The sequence below is a fragment of the Aeromonas sp. FDAARGOS 1403 genome, assembly GCF_019047325.1.
Taxonomy (GTDB): domain Bacteria; phylum Pseudomonadota; class Gammaproteobacteria; order Enterobacterales; family Aeromonadaceae; genus Aeromonas; species Aeromonas dhakensis.
On record NZ_CP077249.1, the window covers coordinates 4,451,024 to 4,472,331 of the forward strand.

19 protein-coding genes and 5 tRNA genes are annotated in these 21,308 nt (G+C 60.7%); 14 read left to right on the plus strand and 10 right to left on the minus strand.

Annotated features, from left to right (window positions below; genetic code table 11):
• Positions 1–171 precede the first annotated feature (171 nt).
• The gene (locus tag I6L33_RS20275) at positions 172–1,614 is read right to left on the minus strand and encodes a sodium:alanine symporter family protein (protein ID WP_005298492.1); all 1,443 of its coding nucleotides are present in this window, start codon (positions 1,612–1,614) and stop codon (positions 172–174) included.
• Positions 1,615–2,356: 742 nt separating this feature from the next.
• Here I6L33_RS20275 and tal point away from each other — a divergent pair.
• Positions 2,357–3,307, plus strand: a complete 951-nt coding sequence (tal, locus tag I6L33_RS20280; RefSeq protein WP_010633233.1) for a transaldolase — start codon at positions 2,357–2,359, stop codon at positions 3,305–3,307.
• A 161-nt stretch (positions 3,308–3,468) separates the two neighbouring features.
• Complete coding sequence (locus I6L33_RS20285; RefSeq protein ID WP_005298488.1) at positions 3,469–3,651, plus strand: DUF3545 family protein; 183 nt, start codon at positions 3,469–3,471, stop codon at positions 3,649–3,651.
• 51 nt (positions 3,652–3,702) lie between these two features.
• On the opposite strand, the gene I6L33_RS20290 is transcribed toward I6L33_RS20285, so the two are convergent.
• Entirely contained in the window at positions 3,703–4,251 is a 549-nt protein-coding gene (locus I6L33_RS20290; protein WP_216973233.1) for a hemerythrin domain-containing protein, read from the minus strand.
• 157 nt (positions 4,252–4,408) lie between these two features.
• Positions 4,409–5,077, minus strand: a complete 669-nt coding sequence (gene ung / locus I6L33_RS20295; protein ID WP_005298484.1) for a uracil-DNA glycosylase — start codon at positions 5,075–5,077, stop codon at positions 4,409–4,411.
• 865 nt (positions 5,078–5,942) lie between these two features.
• Between ung and grcA the strand changes: the two genes are divergently transcribed.
• Positions 5,943–6,323 carry an autonomous glycyl radical cofactor GrcA gene (grcA, locus tag I6L33_RS20300; protein WP_005298483.1) on the plus strand — a complete coding sequence of 127 codons (381 nt, stop codon included), beginning with the start codon at positions 5,943–5,945 and terminating at the stop codon, positions 6,321–6,323.
• Positions 6,324–6,453: 130 nt separating this feature from the next.
• Here grcA and I6L33_RS20305 read toward each other — a convergent pair whose 3' ends face one another.
• The 7 genes from I6L33_RS20305 to hemA all read right to left on the minus strand — a co-directional run bounded on the left by I6L33_RS20305 (position 6,454) and on the right by hemA (position 13,558).
• Positions 6,454–7,734 carry a dicarboxylate/amino acid:cation symporter gene (locus I6L33_RS20305; RefSeq protein WP_216973234.1) on the minus strand — a complete coding sequence of 427 codons (1,281 nt, stop codon included), beginning with the start codon at positions 7,732–7,734 and terminating at the stop codon, positions 6,454–6,456.
• A gap of 308 nt (positions 7,735–8,042) precedes the next feature.
• Complete coding sequence (gene kdsA, locus I6L33_RS20310) at positions 8,043–8,897, minus strand: 3-deoxy-8-phosphooctulonate synthase (RefSeq protein WP_005298479.1); 855 nt, start codon at positions 8,895–8,897, stop codon at positions 8,043–8,045.
• A 171-nt stretch (positions 8,898–9,068) separates the two neighbouring features.
• Positions 9,069–9,869 carry a SirB1 family protein gene (locus I6L33_RS20315; protein ID WP_005298477.1) on the minus strand — a complete coding sequence of 267 codons (801 nt, stop codon included), beginning with the start codon at positions 9,867–9,869 and terminating at the stop codon, positions 9,069–9,071.
• Positions 9,870–9,883: 14 nt separating this feature from the next.
• Positions 9,884–10,267 carry a SirB2 family protein gene (locus I6L33_RS20320; RefSeq protein ID WP_010633227.1) on the minus strand — a complete coding sequence of 128 codons (384 nt, stop codon included), beginning with the start codon at positions 10,265–10,267 and terminating at the stop codon, positions 9,884–9,886.
• Between the two features lie 43 nt (positions 10,268–10,310).
• On the minus strand, positions 10,311–11,159 hold the full coding sequence (gene prmC, locus I6L33_RS20325; protein ID WP_216973235.1) for a peptide chain release factor N(5)-glutamine methyltransferase: 849 nt from the start codon (positions 11,157–11,159) through the stop codon (positions 10,311–10,313).
• Entirely contained in the window at positions 11,159–12,247 is a 1,089-nt protein-coding gene (gene prfA, locus I6L33_RS20330) for a peptide chain release factor 1 (protein WP_216973236.1), read from the minus strand. Before prfA ends, prmC begins: the two co-directional genes overlap by 1 nt.
• Positions 12,248–12,298: 51 nt before the next feature.
• Positions 12,299–13,558: a glutamyl-tRNA reductase gene (gene hemA / locus I6L33_RS20335; protein ID WP_005298470.1), complete on the minus strand. Its 1,260-nt coding sequence runs from the start codon at positions 13,556–13,558 to the stop codon at positions 12,299–12,301.
• A gap of 121 nt (positions 13,559–13,679) precedes the next feature.
• On the opposite strand from hemA, the gene lolB reads away from it, so the two are divergent.
• The 11 genes from lolB (at position 13,680) to I6L33_RS20390 (ending at position 21,273) form a co-directional block, all read left to right on the plus strand.
• A complete protein-coding gene (lolB, locus tag I6L33_RS20340) occupies positions 13,680–14,264 on the plus strand; it encodes a lipoprotein insertase outer membrane protein LolB (RefSeq protein WP_010633224.1) in 585 nt (194 codons plus the stop codon).
• Between the two features lie 26 nt (positions 14,265–14,290).
• Positions 14,291–15,160, plus strand: coding sequence for a 4-(cytidine 5'-diphospho)-2-C-methyl-D-erythritol kinase (gene ispE, locus I6L33_RS20345; RefSeq protein WP_026140914.1), 870 nt, complete (start codon positions 14,291–14,293; stop codon positions 15,158–15,160).
• A tRNA-Gln gene (locus I6L33_RS20350) sits at positions 15,140–15,214 on the plus strand. Before ispE ends, I6L33_RS20350 begins: the two co-directional genes overlap by 21 nt.
• A 309-nt stretch (positions 15,215–15,523) precedes the next feature.
• Positions 15,524–16,471, plus strand: a complete 948-nt coding sequence (locus I6L33_RS20355; protein WP_005298464.1) for a ribose-phosphate pyrophosphokinase — start codon at positions 15,524–15,526, stop codon at positions 16,469–16,471.
• Between the two features lie 102 nt (positions 16,472–16,573).
• Entirely contained in the window at positions 16,574–18,565 is a 1,992-nt protein-coding gene (locus I6L33_RS20360; RefSeq protein ID WP_216973237.1) for a bifunctional UDP-sugar hydrolase/5'-nucleotidase, read from the plus strand.
• A 194-nt stretch (positions 18,566–18,759) separates the two neighbouring features.
• Positions 18,760–19,356: an aminoacyl-tRNA hydrolase gene (gene pth / locus I6L33_RS20365; protein ID WP_010633221.1), complete on the plus strand. Its 597-nt coding sequence runs from the start codon at positions 18,760–18,762 to the stop codon at positions 19,354–19,356.
• Positions 19,357–19,448: 92 nt separating this feature from the next.
• The gene (ychF, locus tag I6L33_RS20370; RefSeq protein WP_005298458.1) at positions 19,449–20,540 is read left to right on the plus strand and encodes a redox-regulated ATPase YchF; all 1,092 of its coding nucleotides are present in this window, start codon (positions 19,449–19,451) and stop codon (positions 20,538–20,540) included.
• A gap of 235 nt (positions 20,541–20,775) precedes the next feature.
• Positions 20,776–20,852: transfer RNA gene (locus tag I6L33_RS20375), tRNA-Met, on the plus strand.
• 8 nt (positions 20,853–20,860) lie between these two features.
• Positions 20,861–20,935: transfer RNA gene (locus tag I6L33_RS20380), tRNA-Gln, on the plus strand.
• A gap of 146 nt (positions 20,936–21,081) precedes the next feature.
• Positions 21,082–21,156 (plus strand) — tRNA-Gln (locus tag I6L33_RS20385).
• Positions 21,157–21,198: 42 nt separating this feature from the next.
• Positions 21,199–21,273 (plus strand) — tRNA-Gln (locus I6L33_RS20390).
• The last annotated feature ends 35 nt before the right edge of the window (positions 21,274–21,308 follow it).

Consider the following 21,308-nt stretch of genomic DNA (forward strand, 5'->3'; position numbering starts at 1 on the left):
TGCCAACAGCTGACGGCAGTGTAGCGTCAACACACCTTGCACAAGGTACGGCGACGACTGCGTCAGATCTGCCGGCGCTGGGATGCCCAAAGGTGACGACGATGAAACGGCGCCCAAACAAAAGGGGAGCCCATGGCTCCCCTTGTTATCAGACAACGGCGACTGCGAGGCTTATGCCTGTTTGCTGTTTTGCGCCGGATTGTCCCAGATACCCTCTTCCAGCTGGCTGCGGATCTCGGGGTACTTGTTGGCATCGAAGGTGGGCAGCTTGCCCAGCTTGAGCTGGTCGTTGTAATCCTTGGCCAGCTTGATGGCTACCCCCGAGAGCAGCAGAATCGCCACCAGATTGACGATGGCCATCAGCCCCATGGAGACATCCGCCATGGCCCACACGGTCGGCAGCTCGCCCACCGAACCGAACATCACCATGCCCAGCACGAACAGGCGGAACAGCATCAGGCCGCCCTTGTGGTTGTGCTCGAGGAACACCAGGTTGGTCTCGGCGTAGGAGTAGTTCGCCACGATGGAGGTGAAGGCGAAGAAGAAGATGGCCGCCGCGATGAAGATGTTGCCACCGCCACCGATCTGGGAGGAGAGCGCCCGCTGGGTCAGCTCAACACCTGTGATGCCTGAGCCTGGCTCAAACTGGCCGGACATCAGGATGATGGCGGCAGTACAGGTACAGATGACGATGGTGTCGAGGAACACCCCCAGCATCTGCACATAGCCCTGGGAGGCCGGGTGCGGCGGATAGGGGGTCGCAGTTGCGGCGGCGTTGGGGGCGGAGCCCATACCGGCTTCGTTGGAGAAGAGGCCGCGCTTGATGCCGTTGATCATCGCCTGGGAGATGGCGTAACCCAGTGCACCCGAGCCTGCCTGCTCAAGGCCGAGAGCGGACTTGATGATGAGGCTGAACACACCCGGCAGCTCGTGAATGTTGACCAGCACCACGAACAGCGCCATCAGGATGTAGGCCAGTGCCATGAAGGGCACCACCAGCTCGGCGAAGCGGGCGATGCCGCGGATGCCGCCGAAGATGATGAGGCCGGAGAGCACCACCAGAGCCAGACCGCTGACCCAGTCGGGGATGCCGAAGGCCACGTTCATCGCCAGGCTGATGGAGTTGGCTTGCACCGCGTTGAACACCAGACCGAACGCCAGGATCAGGCAGAGCGAGAACAGCACCCCCATCCAGCGCATGCCGAGCCCCTTCTCCATGTAGTAGGCTGGGCCGCCACGGTAGTTGCCATCCTCATCCTTGACCTTGTAGAGCTGGGCCAGGGTGCTTTCGACGAAGGCGGTCGCCATGCCGATGAAGGCGATCAGCCACATCCAGAAGATGGCGCCCGGGCCACCCAGATAGATGGCCACCGCCACACCGGCCAGGTTGCCGGTGCCGACGCGGGCGGCGAGGCTGGTACAGAGGGCCTGGAAGGAGGAGATACCGGCCTTGTCTGATTTGCGGCTGTTGCGCAAAACGGAAAACATGTGGCCGAAGTGGCGGACCTGGATAAAACCCAGACGGAAGGTAAAGAAGATGCCGACGCCGATGAGCAGGTAGATGAGCACGGCTCCCCACATCAGGTCGTTAATCATTGCGATCAAGGTGTCCATATTTCTCTCGTTGTTATCACATCCATGGTCAGTCTGCGCTGACCCCTTGCTGTCGATTTCTGAATTTGCGGTTCACTAAAGGGGCGGAATCTAGCATAGCGAAGGAGTTCAGAATAGTGATCGGGATCACTGCGGAAACAAAAAACGAGCGTTTTAGCGCAATAAAGCTTCATTTAACTCGCAAAATTTCAACAAAACTGAGAATCCAATCAATCGGCCAACAAATTAGACCCATAAGAAAACCTTTTGGCAATTATCTACATAGAGGTAGAAGCGGGAAAACGGAGGCAAACCATTACGCAAGCGTTTACCCATCGGGGATGCCAAAACGGCCCGGTTTCGCCAAACGTTTTACACGTAATAAAATTTCAAGTGGCTGACCACACAATTTATGTGATCGAGGGCACAAAACAGATAATCAACCAAAAAAGTTGTTTTTGACGAAGGATAATTTCAGCGACTAAAAACAGATAAAAGTCGTTTTTTATCAAACACTTTTATCCACTCCTTCCCGCCTGCGCCAGGGAGTGGCTGATAAGCATACAGCCCCCCCTATTGCAGGATGCGCCACATCCGTATTAATTAGGCAGGCAATGACGATGGGGCCTGCCCATCGCGCTTTTCTGAGCCTGAGTCGCCGGGATTTTGTAATTTTATTTCAGAACTGTCGTCTCACGCCCGCCACCCCCGAGCCTGCGTCCTCACCAAGAGAGTGCGCCCTCATAAAGAGATGATATTTGCCATGGCCGATAAATTAACCCAGCTGAAAGCCCTGACCACAGTTGTCGCCGACACCGGCGATATCGAAGCCATCAAGCGCTACCAGCCCATCGATGCCACCACCAACCCCTCTCTGGTGTTGAAGGCATCCGAGATCCCCGAGTACGCGGCACTGATCGAAGACGCCGTCACCTGGGCCAAGGCCCAGAGCCAGGACAAGGCACAGCAAATCATCGACGCGGGCGACAAGCTGGCGGTCAACATCGGTCTGGAAGTGCTGAAGATCGTCCCGGGCCGCATCTCCACCGAAGTGGACGCCCGTCTCTCCTTCGACACCGAGGCCAGCATCGCCAAGGCCCGCAAATTGATCCGTCTCTACAACGACGCCGGCATCAGCAACGATCGCATCCTGATCAAGCTGGCCTCCACCTGGGAGGGGATCCGTGCCGCCGAGGTACTGGAGAAAGAGGGTATCCAGTGCAACCTGACCCTGCTGTTCTCCTTCGCCCAGGCCCGTGCCTGTGCCGAAGCCGGCGCCTTCCTGATCTCCCCGTTCGTGGGTCGCATCCTCGACTGGTACAAGGCCAAGAACGGCCGTGACTACACCGCCAGCGAAGATCCGGGCGTGGTCTCCGTCACCTCCATCTACAACTACTACAAGCAGCACGACTACCCGACCGTGGTCATGGGTGCCAGCTTCCGCAACACCGGCGAGATCCTGGAACTGGCCGGCTGCGACCGCCTGACCATTGGCCCGGCCCTGCTGGAAGAGCTGAGCAAGGCTGAAGGTGCCGTGGTACGCAAACTGGACTACACCGGCGAGCGCAAGGCCAAACCGACCCCGATGACCGAAGCCGAATTCCGCTGGGAACTGAACCAGGACGCCATGGCTCACGAGAAGCTGGGCGAAGGCATCCGCATGTTTGCTATCGACCAAGGCAAGCTGGAAACCATGCTGGCCAGCCGCCTCTGATCGCTGCGCCATCTGCCGACAAAAACCGGGTTCCCGCAAGGGCACCCGGTTTTTTTTATGGGCGCAGGATCCGCTGTCATGGGTTCGTCACGAAAACGTTTTATTTTCAATGCCGGTATGTTATACGGATGGTGAAAACGAGAATAACCAAGGAGGGAGCCATGGAAATGTTCAACTTCGATTATGAAGATGTAGTTGAGCTCGGTTCACGTAGCCGCGGGACAACGGGAAAAAAACGTAAATGGCGTGAGATAGAGGCGTTGAAAGACAAGCATCGCCTGCAGAAGGAGCTGCAATCCATCGACATCGCCTACGAAGGTCTCTCAGACGAGATCGAGTTGTAAAAACAAGGCCCCGGTTAACCGGGGCCTTGTTTTTCAAGAGAGTGTCGATCCTCAGGAAGAGATCGGCAGCGACAGGCGCTTGGCCAGATCCTGAAAGTGCTGGCTGATCTCGGGCCCGAACAGGGGATCCCCGATGGCGCGGTTCTGCCAGACCTGCTCGAGGTGACGCCAGTCATCCTCGGTCAGTGAGTCGCGCAGATGGGGGAAGATGACCCCCTCTTCGTAGTTCATGTGCGCCTCCTGCAGCGCCACGAACTGCTCCAGCTTGGCGGTGAACTGATCGAGCGGAATGACCGCATCCATCAGGATCATCTCCACCATCTCCCTGAGCTCGGCACCGGCCTCCACCAGCTTGGCATGCTCCTGTTGCAGCCGGTTGGCCACATCCCCTTCCACTACCCGGTACTTGAGGTAGTAGTCATAAATGATGTCTTCCTTCGGATGGTGATACTTGTCCGATACCTCCCGCAGGTAATCAACCACATCGCGGATCAGGAAATAGCTGACCCTTTCTTCGCTGCGAATGGCTGTCAGCTTCTGCTTGAGCAGACCCAGCAACCGGGCGATGTTGAGATGATCCTTGTGCAGACTCGCTAACATAGGCACTCCTTGCGCTGAAATGAAACGATTCTGATCCGAGTATACGGCCATTTATCGCGCCAACTTTGCACTCAATCAAGTCAGCTGCAGACAAAACGGCCAATGGCACATGCTGTTTCGCCCTCCCGATGGAGCAAATCCAGCTGCCTGCCCCGCGCTATTCGCAGACCGAGTGCCAGTTGATGGGGCTCATCCCCTGCTGGCTCAGCAAGCGGTTGGTCTCGGAGAAGTGGCCGCAGCCGATGAAGCCGCGATGGGCAGAGAGCGGGCTGGGATGCGGCGCGCTCAGCACGTGATGACGCTGCCTGTCGATGAAACGCCCCTTCTTCTGGGCGTGGGCGCCCCACAGCAGGAAGACCACCCCCTGACAGCTGGCGTTGATCTGCTCGATGACCCGGTCGGTGAAGGTTTCCCAACCCAGATGGGCATGGGAGTGGGCCTGGCCCGCCTGCACCGTCAGCACGGTATTGAGCAGCAATACCCCCTGGGTGGCCCAGGACTCCAGAAAACCGTGACTGGGTGTGACAAAACCCGGCAGATCCCGCTGCATCTCCTTGTAGATGTTCACCAGCGAGGGAGGCGTGCGCACCCCGGGCAGGACGGAGAAGCAGAGGCCATGGGCCTGGTTCGGACCGTGATAGGGATCCTGACCCAGGATCACCACCTTGACCTGATCCAGCTCGGTCAGCTTGAAGGCGTTGAACACGTCGGTGGCCGGCGGGTAGATCACCTTGCCCGCCTCCCGCTCGCTCCTGACGGTCGCCAGGGTTGCCTTGAAATAGTCCTGCTCCTTCTCGGAGCCAATCACATCAGTCCAGGTCAGCACCCCAATCTCCTCATTGAATCTGTCGGGGGAGGCTATCTTTCGACTCAGCCGCTCATGCGTGCAGGCCGGTGCGCCTCTCTCCTCGATATACAGGGCCGGATGGATGGCCTGCGCCCTGTCCATCCACACGGGCACAGCGCAGCACGCCACCATCCTCGATGAATACGGCAGGCCCGGGGTCACCTTGCTTTTTACGCAGGCCAATCGGCCAGCACGCGCCCCCTGCCCCCATTAATGCAGCAAGGGGCTCAGGATAGGGGGCCAGCCCCCAAGACGCAACCAGGATGCCCCTGCGGGTTCCTTCTCCCGGCCAAGCCGTGGCCACCGCGCTCACCTTTCGGTCGCTGCTGGCCATCTTCGGGTGAGCAAGAGGTCGGCACCGAACTCCCACGTGACTCCCCATGGCCTCGTCTGGCGATGGCTGGGCCACTCTCCCGCTCGCCTGCCGACCCCCATCGCCCTCTTTATCCTTGGTTAAGCCTCTCCTTCACCTCTTTGGCGTATCCCCATCATTGGCTTATCCCCTTCACCTACTGTATGGCGAATCCAGCTTCGAGCGGGCTGGAACATGAAAAGATGTAGTTAAATTACTAGATTTAATTAATGAAAGATGCATAATTTGGATATCTTTCATAATCAGAAAAATGAACTATTTTTGATTAATCTCAATAATTTAATCCCTTCACATCCGCGCAAATCGCGTATTTTTTGATTTAGATCAATTTTCGTAATATTACCATCGTGGTATATATGACCCAACAAAGTAAAGGTGTAAGGCAAGGGCCCTTTAAATCATCTCGGTGGTTTAAATACATCAGGGTAATGTCCTTACAGTTGAATCCGCTTTCCTATGAGGAGTCATACCATGATCAAGGGCATCCAAATCACCCAGTCTGCCAACGCCGCTCTGCTGAACTCGTTCTGGCTGCTGGACGAAGAGAAGCAACAGGCTCGCTGCATCTGCGCCAAGGGTGATGCCTTTGCCGCCGATCAGGAAGTCAGCCTCTCCGACCTGGGCCAGTTCGAATACCGTGAATTGCCGGTACAGGCCGAGCCGGCAGTCGAAGGTGGCCAGCACCTGAACGTCAACGTCCTGCGTCGCGAGACCCTGGAAGACGCCATCGCCAACCCGGAGAAGTACCCGCAGCTGACCATCCGCGTCTCCGGCTACGCCGTGCGCTTCAACGCACTGACCCCGGAACAGCAGCGTGACGTGGTGACCCGCACCTTCACCCAGAGCCTGTAAGTCGCTCTGCAACAACCGGTATCATGAAAAACGGCCCAAACGGGCCGTTTTTTTATGGCTTGAATTCACCCACCCCCGTTGGCAGCCCGTGCTCGACAGGCTGGCAGCGCACGACGCAGGTATCGGTGGTTCAATGCAGATCCACCTTGACCGCCAGCGGCGGGTTGTTCAGCGCCTCGTGCATCTGCTGCTCGTCAAGCTGATCGCAGTAACGGGCCACCACCAGGGTTGCCACCCCGTTGCCGATGAGGTTGGTCAGGGCGCGGGCTTCCGACATGAAGCGATCGATGCCGAGGATCAACGCCAGCCCGGCCAGCGGCAAGTGGCCCACCGCCGAGATGGTGGCCGCCAGCACGATGAAGCCGCTGCCGGTCACCCCGGCCGCCCCCTTCGAGGAGATGAGCAGCACCACCAGCAGGGTGATCTGCTGGAACAGATCGAGCGGGGTATTGGTGGCCTGGGCGATGAAGATGGCCGCCATGGTCAGATAGATGGAGGTACCGTCCAGGTTGAAGGAATAACCGGTCGGGATCACCAACCCCACCACCGACTTCTTGCAGCCGAGCGCCTCCATCTTGACCAGCATGCGCGGCAATACAGATTCAGAAGAGGATGTACCAAGCACGATCAGCAGCTCTTCCCGGATATAGGAAATAAAACGCAGGATGCTGAAACCATTCGCTCTGGCAATACTGCCCAGCACCAGGAAAATAAACAGCAGGCAGGTCATGTAGAAGCAGGCGATTAATTGTCCGAGCTGAACCAGCGAGCCGATACCATATTTACCGATGGTAAATGCCATGGCACCAAATGCCCCCACCGGCGCCAGCCGCATGATCATGTTGATGATCCCGAAAATAACCTGGGAGAAGCTGTCGATGACATTGAATATCACTTTGCCCTTCTCGCCGATATGGTGCAGGGAGAAGCCAAACAGCACCGCAAATAACAGCACCTGCAGAATGTTGCCGCTGGCAAAGGCGCCGATCACGCTGCCCGGGATCACGTCCAGCAGGAAGGGGATGATGCCCTGTGCCTTGGCCTGTTCGGCGTAGGCCGAGATGGCGCTGGCATCCAGCGTGGCGGGGTCGACGTTCATGCCAGCCCCCGGTTGCAGCAGGTTGACCACGCACAGCCCGATGATGAGGGCGATGGTGCTGACCACTTCAAAATAGAGCAGCGCGATGGCACCTGTCTTGCCCACCGCTTTCATGCTCTCCATGCCGGCAATGCCGGTCACCACGGTGCAGAATATAACCGGGGCGATGATCATTTTTATTAATTTGACGAAGCCATCTCCGAGCGGTTTCATGTCCGCTCCGAGGTCGGGATATATATGTCCCAGGATGACTCCGAGGGTGATCGCTAACAACACCTGAAAATACAGGCTGCTGACTATTTTTTTCTGCATTCTTAACGTCCTGTCAGTTTAATGAGATGTGTCATGGCAGAAATACGCATGCAGCAAGCCGTGACGAAATATGGATTATCTCGCCCGGTTCGTGCCGTTCCCTCATCACAACAGGGGCTACTTTCACATGTTGAAAGAAGCAATTAATAGACATCAATCACACAACAGATTTAACAACATTAACACCATAGCAACCAGGATGTATTTATTCCGCGATTGATTTATGCTGGCCCAGGAAATAAAAACAGCGCGAAAACAAAAATGCCCCGCAGTGCGGGGCATTTTTATGGGGCCAGCGTGGGCCAGGTTCAGATGGAAGTATCGAGCGGCTCGAAGCCCTTGACCAGATCGTCGATAGCCTTCATCTGCTTGAGGAAGCCTTCCAGCTTCTCCAGCGGCAACGCGCTCGGGCCGTCGCAACGGGCCACCTTGGGGTCCGGGTGGGATTCGATGAACAGACCCGCCAGGCCCACCGCCATGCCGGCGCGGGCCAGCTCGGCCACCTGCTCGCGACGACCGCCGGAGGCGGCGCCCATGGGGTCACGGCACTGCAGGGAGTGGGTCACGTCGAAGATGACCGGGTAGCCGCCGGTGCTCTTCTTCATCACCCCCAGCCCCAGCATGTCCACCACCAGGTTGTCATAACCGAAGTTGACGCCGCGCTCGCACAGGATCAGGCGATCGTTGCCGCACTCTTCGAACTTGTCGGTGATGTTCTTCATCTGGCTTGGGCTCAGGAACTGCGGCTTCTTGATGTTGATGACGTTGCCGGTGCGGGCCATGGCCTCCACCAAGTCGGTCTGGCGCGCCAGGAAGGCGGGCAGCTGGATGACGTCGACCACCTCGGCCACCGGTTTGGCCTGATGGGGCTCGTGCAGATCGGAGATGACCGGCATGCCGAAGGTCGCTTTCAGCTCCTGGAAGATCTTCATCCCCTCCTCCAGACCCGGACCGCGGTAGGAGTGGATGGAGGAGCGGTTGGCCTTGTCCCAGCTCGCCTTGAACACGAACGGGATACCCAGCTTGGAGGTCACTTCCACGTACTTCTCGCACACGGCCATCGCCATGTCGCGCGATTCCAGCACGTTCATGCCACCGAACAACACGAACGGTTTGTCGTTGGCGACGTCGATGCCATTGACCTTGATATTCTTCTGTTCCATCTCAGGCTTCCTTAGGTAAAAGGGCTTGCAGGGCTTGAATCCACATCCGGCCGCACAGCCCAGGGCTGCGCGGCCTCGATACTCGTCTGTTGCATCTCCCAGGCCTTGCATGCAGCGGCATGGGACTCTTCATTCGGCCAGGGCCTCGCATGCAGCGGGGCCGTCAGCCCCTCAGTGGAGGGGCTTGGGGCTCAGATCCAGGGCGGCCAGCTGGGCTTTCAGCACGTCGGCCACCGGATCGTCCGGACACTGTTCAATAAAGTACTCAAAATCGTCGGCAGCAAAGCGCGGGCAGTCGAGCTGCTCGTAGATGAAACCGCGATCCCGCGTCTCCAGTGGGTCGCCGGGCTTCATCCGCAGCAGCAGTTCGCTGCAGCGCAGCGCCTCTGTCATCCGGTCTTCCCGCAGCAGGGCGCCCTTGCTCACGTTGAGCAGCCGCTCGATGATCTCCCACTGGCCGGCAGGCTGCAGGTGATCCGAGGTGAGGGTGGCCAGATTGCCGAGGGCCCCGCGCAGCAGCAGCTCGATGTGGTGCAGGCTCAGCTCATCGCCGGTGAAGGGGTCCACATAGACCTCTCCCTCGCTGCCGGCGAAGCTCACCAGGAAGTGGCCGGGGAAGCAGATCCCCTCCACGTCCAGCCCGAGCTTGCGCCCCAGCTGGATGATGAGGATGCCAAGGCTGACCGGAATGCCCTGCTTGCGGGCCAGGACCTGGGCCAGATCGCAGTTGGCCACCGAGAAGTAGTCCTGCCAGTCGCCGTGAAACCCTAAGGTCTGGTAGAAGCCCTGCAGCAGCTGACGGCGCACCTGGTCGCAATCCCCCTCCTCGATGGCCTCGTCCAGCCAGGCGTCGAGCCGGGCCAGCTCCGCCGTCCCGCGGCCGCTGATGCCATGGATCTCGTCGCTCACCGACAGCGCCAGCTCGGCGATGTCATGGGCTTCGAAATCGGTCCATTCGTCTACGCGTATCATCGTCATCATCATCCTTAACCGAACAGGCTGGCCTGCTTGTAGACGGCCAGCTTGGCGATGAAGAAGAGCCAGCCGAGGGCTCCCAGAAACGCAAACCAGCGGATGCCGTTACTGCGGGCCAGGCGCAGTGCCATCATGGCCAGAAAGGCCACCACCAGGATGGCGGTCAGCTTCTCGCTGAGCCAGGGGGTGGCGTTGTTGAGCGGATTGAGATCCAGCACCATGCACAGCAGCACGCCTGAGAGCACCACCAGGCCGTTGAGCCAGCCGCTCAACCGAAGGGTACGGGCGCTGGCGGCGCGGCTCGAGCCGGTCTGCAGCCAATAAAAGCGCAACATGAACATCAGCACGGCCAAGCCAATCAGCAGCAGGTGCAGATGTTTGATAGCAAAATACATAACGTGTCCTTGAACAGAGGCAGGCCCGGCCCGCCCGTCATCATCACCGAGCCAGCCGCCCCAGGGTCACCCGCTCGTTATCACCGTAATCGCGCACGGTTTCCACCTGCACGTAGTCCTGTTGCAGCAGGAGTTGACGCACCGCCTCCCCCTGCTGCCAGCCATGCTCCAGCAACAGCCAGCCGCCCGGCAGCAGATGAGCCGGTGCGCCGGTCACGATGAGGCGAATATCCGCCAGCCCCTGCTCGTCCGCCACCAGGGCGGAGCGGGGCTCGAAGCGCACATCCCCCTCATCGAGGTGCGGATCCGCCCCGTCGATGTAGGGCGGGTTGGAGACGATCATCGCAAAGCGCGGCGCCTGGCTTGGCGAGGGCTCGACCAGCGGTTCGAACCAGCTGCCGTCGCGCACCTCGATGGGCAGACCCAGCGCGGCACTGTTGGCGCGCGCCAGGGCGGCTGCCGCCGGCATCCTGTCCACCGCCCATACATCGGCATCCGGTCGCTCCGACTTGAGCGCCAGTGCGATGGCGCCGGTGCCGGTGCCCAGATCCAGCAGAGCGCAGGGGCCTGCTGGCAGCCGCGCCAGCGCCTGCTCGACCAGCACCTCGGTGTCGGGGCGCGGGATCAGGGTGGCGGGACTCACCTTCAGCGGCAGCGACCAGAACTCCCGCTCGCCAATCAGGTGGGCGATGGGTTCGCCATTGAGACGGCGTTCGAGCCAGCCCTGCAGGGTCGCCTGCTGGGCGGCATCGAGCTCGCGCTCCGGCCAGGTCATCAGGTAGCTGCGCCGGCACTCCAGCAGATGGCAGAGCAGCGCATCCGCATCCGCGCGGGGGGACTCCCCCCCTGCCAGGGTCGCCATGATGTGGGCGCGAGCCTGCTGGATCTGCATCAGTTGCTCTCGGCCAGGGAGGCGAGCTGGTCGGCCTGGTACTCCTGGATCATCGGGCTGATGACGCAGTCCAGGTCCCCTTCCATGATCTCGCCGAGGCGATAGAGGGTGAGGTTGATGCGGTGCTCGGAGAGGCGCCCCTGCGGGTAGTTGTAGGTGCGGATGCGCTCGGAGCGATCCCCCGATCCCACCAGGTTGCGACGGGTGCTTTGCTCGGCGGCGCGGTGGCGCTCATCCTCGGCCGCCTGCAGACGGGCGGAGAGTACCGACATCGCCTTGGCGCGGTTCTTGTGCTGGGAGCGCTCATCCTGACACTCCACCACCAGGCCGGTGGGCAGGTGGGTGATGCGGATGGCGGAGTCGGTCTTGTTGACGTGCTGGCCACCGGCCCCGGAGGCGCGGAAGGTGTCGATCTTCAGATCCGAGGGGTTGATCTCGATCTGCTCGGCTTCCGGCACTTCCGGCAGCACGGCGACGGTACAGGCGGAGGTGTGCACCCGGCCCTGGGATTCGGTTTCCGGCACGCGCTGTACCCGGTGACCACCGGATTCAAACTTGAGGCGGCCGTAGACGTGCTCGCCCTCCACCTTGGCGATCACCTCCTTGTAGCCGCCATGCTCGCCGTCGTTGCAGCTGACGATGGAGACCCGCCAGCCCTGGCGCTCGGCATAGCGCGAATACATGCGAAACAGATCGCCCGCAAAGATCGCCGCCTCGTCACCACCAGCGCCGGCGCGGATCTCCAGATAGCAGTTGTTGTCATCCTTGGGGTCGCGCGGCAACAGCATTACCTGCAGCGCCTGCTCCTGCTCCTCGAAGGTCGCCTTGGCCAGCGGCAGCTCCTCCTGCGCCATCTCGCGCAGGTCGGCATCCTCTTCTTCCAGCATCTGGCGGGTGGCGTCCAGGTTCTCTTCGGCCTGGCGGAATTGCTGGAAAGCGTGAACGATATCTTCCAGCTGGGCATATTCCCGGGTCAGGGCGCGATAGCGATCCTGATCCGCGGCCACGTCCGGCTCGCCGAGCATGGCCTGTACTTCTTCGTGGCGCTCGATGAGGCCTTCCAGCTTTCTGATCAGTGACGGGTTCATAAATCTTGTGTTCTCGATGGAGGACGGGACGACCGGGTGATCGCCCCCAAACTATGACTCTTGTGACAACCCCAGCACCTGGCGCAACTGGGCCAGCTGGTGGTGATCCCCCTGGGCGGCGGCCTGGCGCAGGGCCTGGGTCGGTGCGTGGATCAATTTGTTGGTGAGGCGGTGGGCCAGCGCCTTGAGCGCCTGCTCGGCAGGCTCGCCCTGCTGCAGGGCCAGCAGGGCGCGCTGCAGCTCTTCATCGGCCACCTGTTGGGACTGGTGGCGGTAATCGCGGATGAGATCCACCGAGTGGAGGCTGCGATACCAGCCCATGAAGTCATCGCGCTCTTCCTGCACGATGAGCTCCGCCTCGGCGGCGGCCCGTTTGCGGGTCTCGAGGTTCTGCTCGATGATGCCCTGCAGGTCGTCCACCGTGTAGAGATAGGCGTCCGAGAGCTCGTCCACCTCCGCCTCGATGTCGCGGGGCACGGCGATGTCCACCAGGAACATGGGCCTGAAGCGGCGAGCCTTGAGCGCCCGCTCCACCATGCCCTTGCCGATGATGGGCAGCGGGCTCGCGGTGGAGCTGATGACGATGTCCGCCTCGTGCAGGTAGTCCGGGATCTCTTCGAGCGTCATCACCTGGGCGCCGAACTCCTCGGCCAGCAGCTGGGCCCGCTGCAGGGTGCGGTTGGCCACCATCATCTGGGTGACGTTCTGCTCGCGCAGGTGACGGGCCACCAGTTCGATGGTCTCGCCGGCGCCGACCAGCAGCACCTTGGTCTGGGAAAGATCGGAGAAGATCCGCCGTCCCAGGCTCACCGCGGCAAAGGCCACCGACACGGCGCTGGCGCCGATCTCGGTATCGGTGCGCACCCGCTTGGCCACCGAGAAGGATTTCTGGAACAAACGCTCCAGCGCCCCCTTCACCGCCTCGGACTGCTGGGCATGGGCATAGGATTGCTTGATCTGCCCCAGGATCTGCGGCTCTCCCAGCACCAGGGAGTCGAGCCCGCAGGCCACCCGCATCAGGTGGCGGACCGCCTCCTCGTCTTGATGCCGGTAGATGGCTGAGACCACCTCGGCCGCATCCAGGTCGTGAAACCGCTGCAGCCACTGCAACACCTGCTCGCCCTGCCCCTGCTCCAGGCTGCAGTAAAGCTCGGTGCGGTTGCAGGTCGAGACGATCACCGCCTCGCTTACACCGGGTTGGGCGACCAGCTCACGCAAGGCGCGATCGATGCAGTCCGGGCCGAAGGCGACCCGCTCCCGCAAGGCGACACTGGCGGTGTTGTGGTTGATTCCGAGGGCAAGCAAACTCATGAGTGGGCGTGGATCGTTTCTGTGCGCAGGGAGTAAAGGCTGCCAATTGTACGAGAAAGGGTAAGTCTTTAAAAGCGATACGGCCCCCCCGTATACTGTGCCAAATCACCTTTTCCGGAGCATGACCTTGTTGTTGCGTCTTTTCACCCTTGGCTGCCTGCTGTTGCTGGCCGGTTGTGCCACTACCCAACCCCAGCGCGATCAGGTCAACTGGCAGCAGGAGCGTACCCGGCTCGAGCAGCTGACCCACTGGCAGCTGTCTGGCAAGATGGCCATCATCACCGCCCAGCAGAAGGGCAGCGCCCGGGTCAACTGGCAGCAGGATGGCGACGACTATCGCCTCAACCTCACCAGCCTGATCGGCACCCACATCCTCGAACTCTCCCGCAGCAAGGGCGAGATCACCCTGATCGACAACGAGGGCAACCCACACCAGAGCCAGGATGCCGAGGCGCTCGTCTATCAGCTCACCGGCTGGAACATTCCGGTGGCCGGGCTGCCGGCGTGGATCAAGGGCTTGCCGGGCGAGGCCGAGTTCGAGCTCAACCCCGACCGCAGTCTGGCCAGCGTGCGTGACGGTCAGTGGCAGATCGTCTATGGCGACTACCGGGATCAGGACGGCTATCGCCTGCCGCACCTGCTCACCATGACCGGCCAGGGCAGCCGCCTCAAGCTGCAGATCAACCAGTGGACCATCACCCGCTGATGGCGGCCATCGACAAGGACTCCCCCATGAGCGCCATGCGCTGGCCGGCTCCGGCCAAACTCAATCTCTTTTTACACGTCAACGGCCGTCGCCCGGACGGCTACCACGAGCTGCAGACCCTGTTCATCTTCCTCAACCACGGCGACTGGCTCGAGTTCGAGGTGATCCCGGCCAGCGACAGGCTCACCCTGAGCCCGGCCATTCCCGGCGTGCCCGATGAACAGAACCTGATCATCCGCGCCGCCCGTCTGCTGCAGGCCAGGCTGCCGAGCCCGCAGGGGGCCCATATCAGGCTGGAGAAGGTGCTGCCCATGGGCGGTGGCATCGGCGGTGGTTCATCGGACGCCGCCACCACGCTAGTGGCCCTCAACCACCTCTGGCAAGCCGGCCTGAGCGAAGACGAGCTGGCCGAGCTCGGCGTGCAGCTGGGCGCCGACGTGCCGGTGTTCGTGCGCGGCAAGGCCGCCTTTGCCGAGGGGGTCGGTGAGCGGCTGCAGCCGGTCGAGTTGCCGAGCGCCTGGTATCTGGTGCTCAAGCCCGATTGCCATGTGGCGACCGCCGCCGTGTTCCAGGATCCGGACCTGCCCAGAGATACCCCGAAAATGGCATTGCACAATCTGCTGGAAGGGGAGTGGAAAAACGATTGCGAATTGCTGGTGAAAAAGCGCCACCCCGAGGTTGCCAATGCGCTCGGCTGGTTGCTAGAATACGCGCCGTCAAGAATGACGGGCACAGGAGCCTGCGTCTTTGCTCAGTTTGAAGACGAAGTGGCTGCTCGGGAAGTGTTGGCAAAAGTGCCGAGAGAGTGGGATGGATTTGTCGCCAAGGGCGAGAACATATCACCACTCTTCGCTACATTGCAACAAGTCAGTGATTGGGGTATCGCCAAGCGGTAAGGCAGCGGGTTTTGATCTCGCCATTCCTAGGTTCGAATCCTAGTACCCCAGCCATCTCCTGAACATCGAACAGGGTATATCGATTCACCTGCCGCAGCAGTCTTGCCGGGAGTGCACACTCCCCCTCGCCGGTTGCAGCACCCATCGTTACCCTGTCGTCTTCGGGAAGGTCACTGGTCATCATGGATGACGGGGCGTCGACCAGCACGACGCTCAACCGGCTTGCCGCATGTAACGTGGGCACCTGACCTGAAAGCAGCCTATAGTGGTCTGACCCGTCAACTTGATAAATCGTTTGCCCCCAAACGATAAGGGTCTAATCAGACTCCCCACATACTGGATGCAACCCCGAGGTTTCAAACCGTGCCTGACATGAAGCTGTTTGCTGGTAACGCAACGCCGGAACTAGCCCAGAAGATCGCAGATCGCCTGTTTATCAAACTCGGCAATGCTGCCGTAGGTCGCTTTAGCGACGGCGAGATCAGCGTACAGATCAACGAGAATGTACGTGGTGGCGATATCTTCATCATTCAATCCACCTGTGCCCCGACCAACGACAATTTGATGGAATTGATCGTGATGGTGGATGCTCTGCGTCGTGCTTCAGCTGGCCGTATCACTGCCGTAATTCCCTACTTTGGCTATGCCCGTCAGGACCGCCGCGTCCGCTCCGCCCGTGTTCCCATCACCGCCAAGGTCGTCGCCGACTTCCTCTCCAGCGTCGGTGTGGATCGCGTGCTGACCGTTGACCTGCATGCCGAGCAAATCCAGGGCTTCTTCGACGTCCCGGTCGACAACGTGTTCGGCAGCCCGGTGCTGCTGGAAGACATGAAGTCCAAGAACCTCGAATCCCCCGTGGTCGTGTCGCCGGACATCGGCGGCGTGGTACGTGCCCGTGCCATCGCCAAGCTGCTGGACGATACCGACATCGCCATCATCGACAAGCGTCGTCCCCGCCCGAACGTCTCCCAGGTCATGCACCTGATCGGTGACGTGGCCGGCCGAGACTGCATCATCGTCGACGACATGATCGACACCGGCGGCACCCTGTGCAAAGCCGCAGAAGCCCTGAAAGAGCGCGGCGCCAAGCGTGTATTCGCCTACGCCACTCACCCGGTCTTCTCCGGTTCCGCCGTGGAGAACATCAAGAACTCCGTGATCGACGAACTGATCATCACCGACTCCATCCCGCTCACCGCGGAGATGAAGGCGGTCGACAAGGTCAAGCAGCTGACGCTCTCTTCCGTGCTGGCCGAAGCCATTCGCCGCATCAGCAACGAAGAGTCCATCTCTGCCATGTTTGAGCATTGATAGACCCTGTTGTGACAAAAACCGCCAGCTGGCGGTTTTTGTCTTTCTAGTCCCAGTTACACCCGGTATTGCCCTGCCCCGTCGCAGGTTAAGGATTGTTCCATGAATCGCTTGCGCCCGCTGCTGCTCCTCGCCTTCTGCAGCTTCCTGTTCGCCTGTCAGCCCAACAATGAAAACCAGCCTTTCGTGCTGACCCTGGCTCATATGAACGACACCCACTCCCAGTTTGACCCGGTCAACGCCGAGCTGAAGGGGCCTCTCTTTGGCAAGCAGGGGGAGACCGACACTCTCTACACCCGCTTCGGCGGTTATCCGCGCCTGCTCACCATGGCGAAATCCTTCCAGGCCGACGCGCTGGCCAAGAACCAGCCGCTCCTGCTGCTGCACGGCGGTGATGCCTGGCAGGGCAGCGGCTACTTCAAGCTCAACGAGGGGATGGCCAACGCCGAGCTGCTGAGCCAGTTCGGCCTCGACGCCATGGCGCTGGGAAACCACGAATTCGATCTCGACAACCAGAAGCTGGCCCGCTTCATCAAGGGGGTCAACTTCCCGGTGCTGGCCGCCAACCTGGATACTCGTGACGATCCGGATCTGCGCCACGCCGCCAACCTCAAGCCATTCGTCATCTACGCCTTCGACGGCAACCAGAAGAGCCCGGTCACCGACATCAACAACCTGCCCCAGGGCAAGCAACTGGTCGCCGTGATGGGGCTGGTGCTGGAAGACATGGCCAACATCTCCCCCAACGTCGGCAAGCTGCGGTTCGGCAATGAAGTCACCTCGGCCCAGGCCACGGTGGATCTGCTGCGCCAGCACGGCATCGACCACATAGTGGCGCTCACCCACATCGGCAACCAGCGGGATCTGGCGCTGGCGGCCAAGGTGAACGGCATCGACGCCATCGTCGGTGGCCACTCCCACAGCCTGCTCGGCGATTTTCGCAACATCGGCTGGGGCAACACCGGCGAGTACGCCCAGTTGGTCACCAACCCGGACGGGGTCGGCATGACCTGCGTGGTACAGGCCGGCTCCTATGCCCAGGCCATCGGGCTGGCCCGGGTCAGTTTCGACGCTCAGGGCAGGGTCATCTCTTGTCAGGGTCAGAACCAGCTGCTGGCCAGCCGCGACTTCTTCGCCGACCCCGCCCGCAAGCAGGCACTGGATGAGGCCCGCAGCAAGCAGGCTGGCAAGTTCATCGACGCTCAGCCCAACCTGGTGACCGTGGATGAGGATCCGCGCCTGCGCGGCATCATCGACAGCCACTACAAGCCTGCTCTGGAGCAGGCGTTCGGCCCCGTCATCGCCACCATCCCGGCCGCCCTGCAAAATGCCCGCCGCCCCGGCGACAATGGCAGCGACAGCCACGGCTCCGACGTCGCCCCGCTGGTGGCCGAAGGGCAGTACTACTGGGCCAATACCCCGGCGGTGCAGGCGCTGACCGGCGGTCCGGTCCACTTCGCCCTGCTGGCGGTGGGCGGCGTGCGCGCCGATCTGCCGGCCGGCGAGCTGCGCGAAGGGGATGCCGCGCTCACCCTGCTGCCATTCAAGAACCAGCTCTCGGTGCTGACCCTGACCGGCGCCGACGTGCGTTCCCTCTTGACCGAGACCATCACCGCCACCCTGCCCGCCAGCGCCCACGCCGGCAAGTTCCCCTACGGCGGCCACCTGCGCTACACCTTCACCGAGACCACCCCGGGCAAGGGCGGCGCCCTGACCCAGTTGCAGTGGCAGAATGCCGACGGCCAGTGGCAGGATCTGGTGGACAACCAGCGCTATCGGGTGGTGATGAATGCCTACAGCGCCAACGGCAACGATGGCTGGCAGGCGCTGGCCCGCGCCCAGGCGCAGCAAGCCGAGCGGCTGGATCTCGCCTGGCAGGATGGCAAGCTGACCGGCTTCCCGGTCGAGCGGGTGGAGCAGCGCGGCGATCAGCTCAGCGCCCGCTATGCCACCGGCCATCAGCTTGACTGCAAGGCGAGCGGCGTGGATTGCGGCACCGACGCCGCCTCCTTCGTTGCCTACGTGCGCGATGCGCGTCCCACCCTGACCGCCCTGAACGAAGAGACGGTCACCCTGGTGCGTGCCGCGCAGTAACCCGGCCCCCGCCGGCAAGCTACAAAACGGGCCCCGCACTGGGGCCCGTTTTGCTGACGTTGGCCACCGGTTCCCCGCTTTTCCCCGGCACTGGCCGAGCTTTGGTTGAGTGATCGCCAGTCGGCGGCTAGAATATTGCGTCCCATTGCCCTGGGCAGTCGGCCCATTGCAAGCAGCGAGTGAAGAAATCAAGCGTGACAAGCCAAATCAAACTGATCGTGGGGCTGGGCAATCCCGGCCCGGAATATGCCAAGACTCGCCACAATGCGGGCGCCTGGTATGTGGAGCAACTGGCACGCTGGCACAATGTCAGCCTGCGCGAAGAGCCCAAGTTCTTCGGCCACACCGCCCGCATCCAGGTAGATGGCCAGGATGTGCGCCTGCTCATCCCGAACACCTACATGAACCTCTCCGGCAAGGCGGTGGCTGCGCTGGCCCGCTTCTACCAGATCGAGCCGGAAGCCATGCTGGTGGCCCACGATGAGCTGGACCTGCCCCCCGGCATCGCCAAATTCAAGCAGGGCGGTGGGCACGGCGGCCATAACGGCCTCAAGGACATCATTGCCAAGATGGGCAACAACAACAATTTCTTCCGGCTGCGGCTGGGGATAGGTCACCCGGGCGCCAAGGAGCTGGTCGCCGGTTTCGTGCTGACCAAAGCGCCCAGCAGCGAGCAGAACCTGATCGACGCCGCGCTGGACGAATCCCTGCGCGCCACCGACATTCTGTTCAAGCAGGACATGACCAAGGCCATGAACCGGCTGCACAGCTTCAAGGCCGAGAAAGTCTGAATAGAGATGCCTGACACGCGTCAGGCTCGCACAATATGACAGGGCTGCCCGCGCGGCCCTCACACAGCATCCATCACGTAAGGTAACAATCCATGGGTTTTAAATGCGGTATCGTGGGCCTGCCCAATGTAGGCAAATCCACCCTGTTCAACGCGCTGACCAAGGCCGGCATCGAAGCCGCCAACTTCCCGTTCTGCACCATCGAGCCGAACACCGGCGTGGTACCGATGCCGGATCCCCGCCTCGACCAGCTGGCGGCCATCATCAATCCGCAGCGCGTTGTGCCGACCACCATGGAATTCGTGGACATCGCCGGCCTGGTGGCCGGTGCCTCCAAGGGCGAGGGCCTGGGCAACCAGTTCCTGGCCAACATCCGTGAAACCGAGGCCATCGGTCACGTGGTGCGCTGCTTCGAGGACGAGAACATCGTTCACGTGGCGGGCAAGGTCTCCCCGGCTGACGACATCGAGGTGATCAACACCGAGCTGGCCCTCTCCGATCTGGATGCCTGCGAGCGCGCCATCAACCGCCAGTCCAAGCGCGCCAAGGGCGGCGACAAGGATGCCAAGCTGGAAGTGGAAGTGCTGGAGAAGATCAAGGTGGCACTGGAAGACGGCCAGATGATCCGCGGCATGAAGCTGGACAAGGACGAGCTGGCCGCCGTCAGCCACCTGAACTTCCTGACCCTCAAGCCCACCATGTACATCGCCAACGTGGCGGAAGATGGCTTCGAGAACAACCCCTACCTGGATCAGGTGCGTGAAATCGCCGCCGCCGAGAATGCCGTCGTGGTGGTGGTCTGCTGCGCCATCGAAGCGGACATCGCCGAGCTGGATGACGAAGATCGCGCCGAGTTCATGGCGGATCTGGGCATCGAAGAGCCGGGCCTGAACCGGGTGATCCGCTCCGGTTACGAGCTGCTCAAGCTGCAGACCTACTTCACCGCCGGCGTGAAGGAAGTGCGGGCCTGGACCATTCCGGTGGGCGCCACCGCCCCGCAGGCAGCGGGCAAGATCCACACCGACTTCGAAAAAGGCTTTATTCGTGCCCAAACCATCGCCTTCGAAGACTTTATCGCCTACAAGGGTGAGCAAGGCGCCAAGGAAGCGGGCAAGATGCGCGCCGAAGGGAAGGATTACATCGTCAAGGATGGCGATATCATGAACTTCCTGTTCAACGTCTAATCCCATGAGAGGCCAGCATTTGCTGGCCTCTTTTTTTATCTGGCCCAAGCACCTATCTGCTGGATATGTCGTAAAAAAAACCAGATTGTTGGGCTTTTGCGCGACAGCGACCAATAACTCGCCAAACGCACTCAAATTCGTTTTTTCAAACAAAAAAAGGGTTGACGCCCCAGAGCCAGATACGCATAATTCGGCCCGCACAGTGACGAGGCAACGAGGCACTGGAAGCAAGGTTGGCTATGTAGCTCAGTTGGTTAGAGCATCGCACTCATAATGCGGGGGTCACAGGTTCGAATCCCGTCATAGCCACCATCTCTAGTTGGGGTATCGCCAAGCGGTAAGGCAGCGGGTTTTGATCTCGCCATCCCTAGGTTCGAATCCTAGTACCCCAGCCATTATTTCAGTTGTCGGCATTAAGGTGTCGGTGACAGGTCAAGGGAAGCAGTGATGAGTGTTGAACTCGTCAATGTCTCCAGGTTCAAATCCTGGTATCCCGGCCATTGTTAAAAGATGTTTGATAGACTCTGTCAGACATTGCTGTTGGGGTATCGCCAAGCGGTAAGGCAGCGGGTTTTGATCTCGCCATCCCTAGGTTCGAATCCTAGTACCCCAGCCATTCTTAAAAAGATGTTTGATAGTCTCTGTCAGACATTGCTGTTGGGGTATCGCCAAGCGGTAAGGCAGCGGGTTTTGATCTCGCCATCCCTAGGTTCGAATCCTAGTACCCCAGCCATTATTCTGTTCTCTTCCACCCAGTGGTTGACAACA

Coding starts and splice junctions, on each gene's coding strand:
- I6L33_RS20275 (WP_005298492.1), bottom strand. CDS start 1,614: ATGGACACCTTGATCGCAATGATTAACGACCTGATGTGGGGAGCCGTG.
- tal (WP_010633233.1), top strand. CDS start 2,357: ATGGCCGATAAATTAACCCAGCTGAAAGCCCTGACCACAGTTGTCGCC.
- I6L33_RS20285 (WP_005298488.1), top strand. CDS start 3,469: ATGGAAATGTTCAACTTCGATTATGAAGATGTAGTTGAGCTCGGTTCA.
- I6L33_RS20290 (WP_216973233.1), bottom strand. CDS start 4,251: ATGTTAGCGAGTCTGCACAAGGATCATCTCAACATCGCCCGGTTGCTG.
- grcA (WP_005298483.1), top strand. CDS start 5,943: ATGATCAAGGGCATCCAAATCACCCAGTCTGCCAACGCCGCTCTGCTG.
- I6L33_RS20305 (WP_216973234.1), bottom strand. CDS start 7,734: ATGCAGAAAAAAATAGTCAGCAGCCTGTATTTTCAGGTGTTGTTAGCG.
- kdsA (WP_005298479.1), bottom strand. CDS start 8,897: ATGGAACAGAAGAATATCAAGGTCAATGGCATCGACGTCGCCAACGAC.
- I6L33_RS20315 (WP_005298477.1), bottom strand. CDS start 9,869: ATGATACGCGTAGACGAATGGACCGATTTCGAAGCCCATGACATCGCC.
- I6L33_RS20320 (WP_010633227.1), bottom strand. CDS start 10,267: ATGTATTTTGCTATCAAACATCTGCACCTGCTGCTGATTGGCTTGGCC.
- prmC (WP_216973235.1), bottom strand. CDS start 11,159: ATGCAGATCCAGCAGGCTCGCGCCCACATCATGGCGACCCTGGCAGGG.
- prfA (WP_216973236.1), bottom strand. CDS start 12,247: ATGAACCCGTCACTGATCAGAAAGCTGGAAGGCCTCATCGAGCGCCAC.
- hemA (WP_005298470.1), bottom strand. CDS start 13,558: ATGAGTTTGCTTGCCCTCGGAATCAACCACAACACCGCCAGTGTCGCC.
- lolB (WP_010633224.1), top strand. CDS start 13,680: ATGACCTTGTTGTTGCGTCTTTTCACCCTTGGCTGCCTGCTGTTGCTG.
- ispE (WP_026140914.1), top strand. CDS start 14,291: ATGAGCGCCATGCGCTGGCCGGCTCCGGCCAAACTCAATCTCTTTTTA.
- I6L33_RS20360 (WP_216973237.1), top strand. CDS start 16,574: ATGAATCGCTTGCGCCCGCTGCTGCTCCTCGCCTTCTGCAGCTTCCTG.
- ychF (WP_005298458.1), top strand. CDS start 19,449: ATGGGTTTTAAATGCGGTATCGTGGGCCTGCCCAATGTAGGCAAATCC.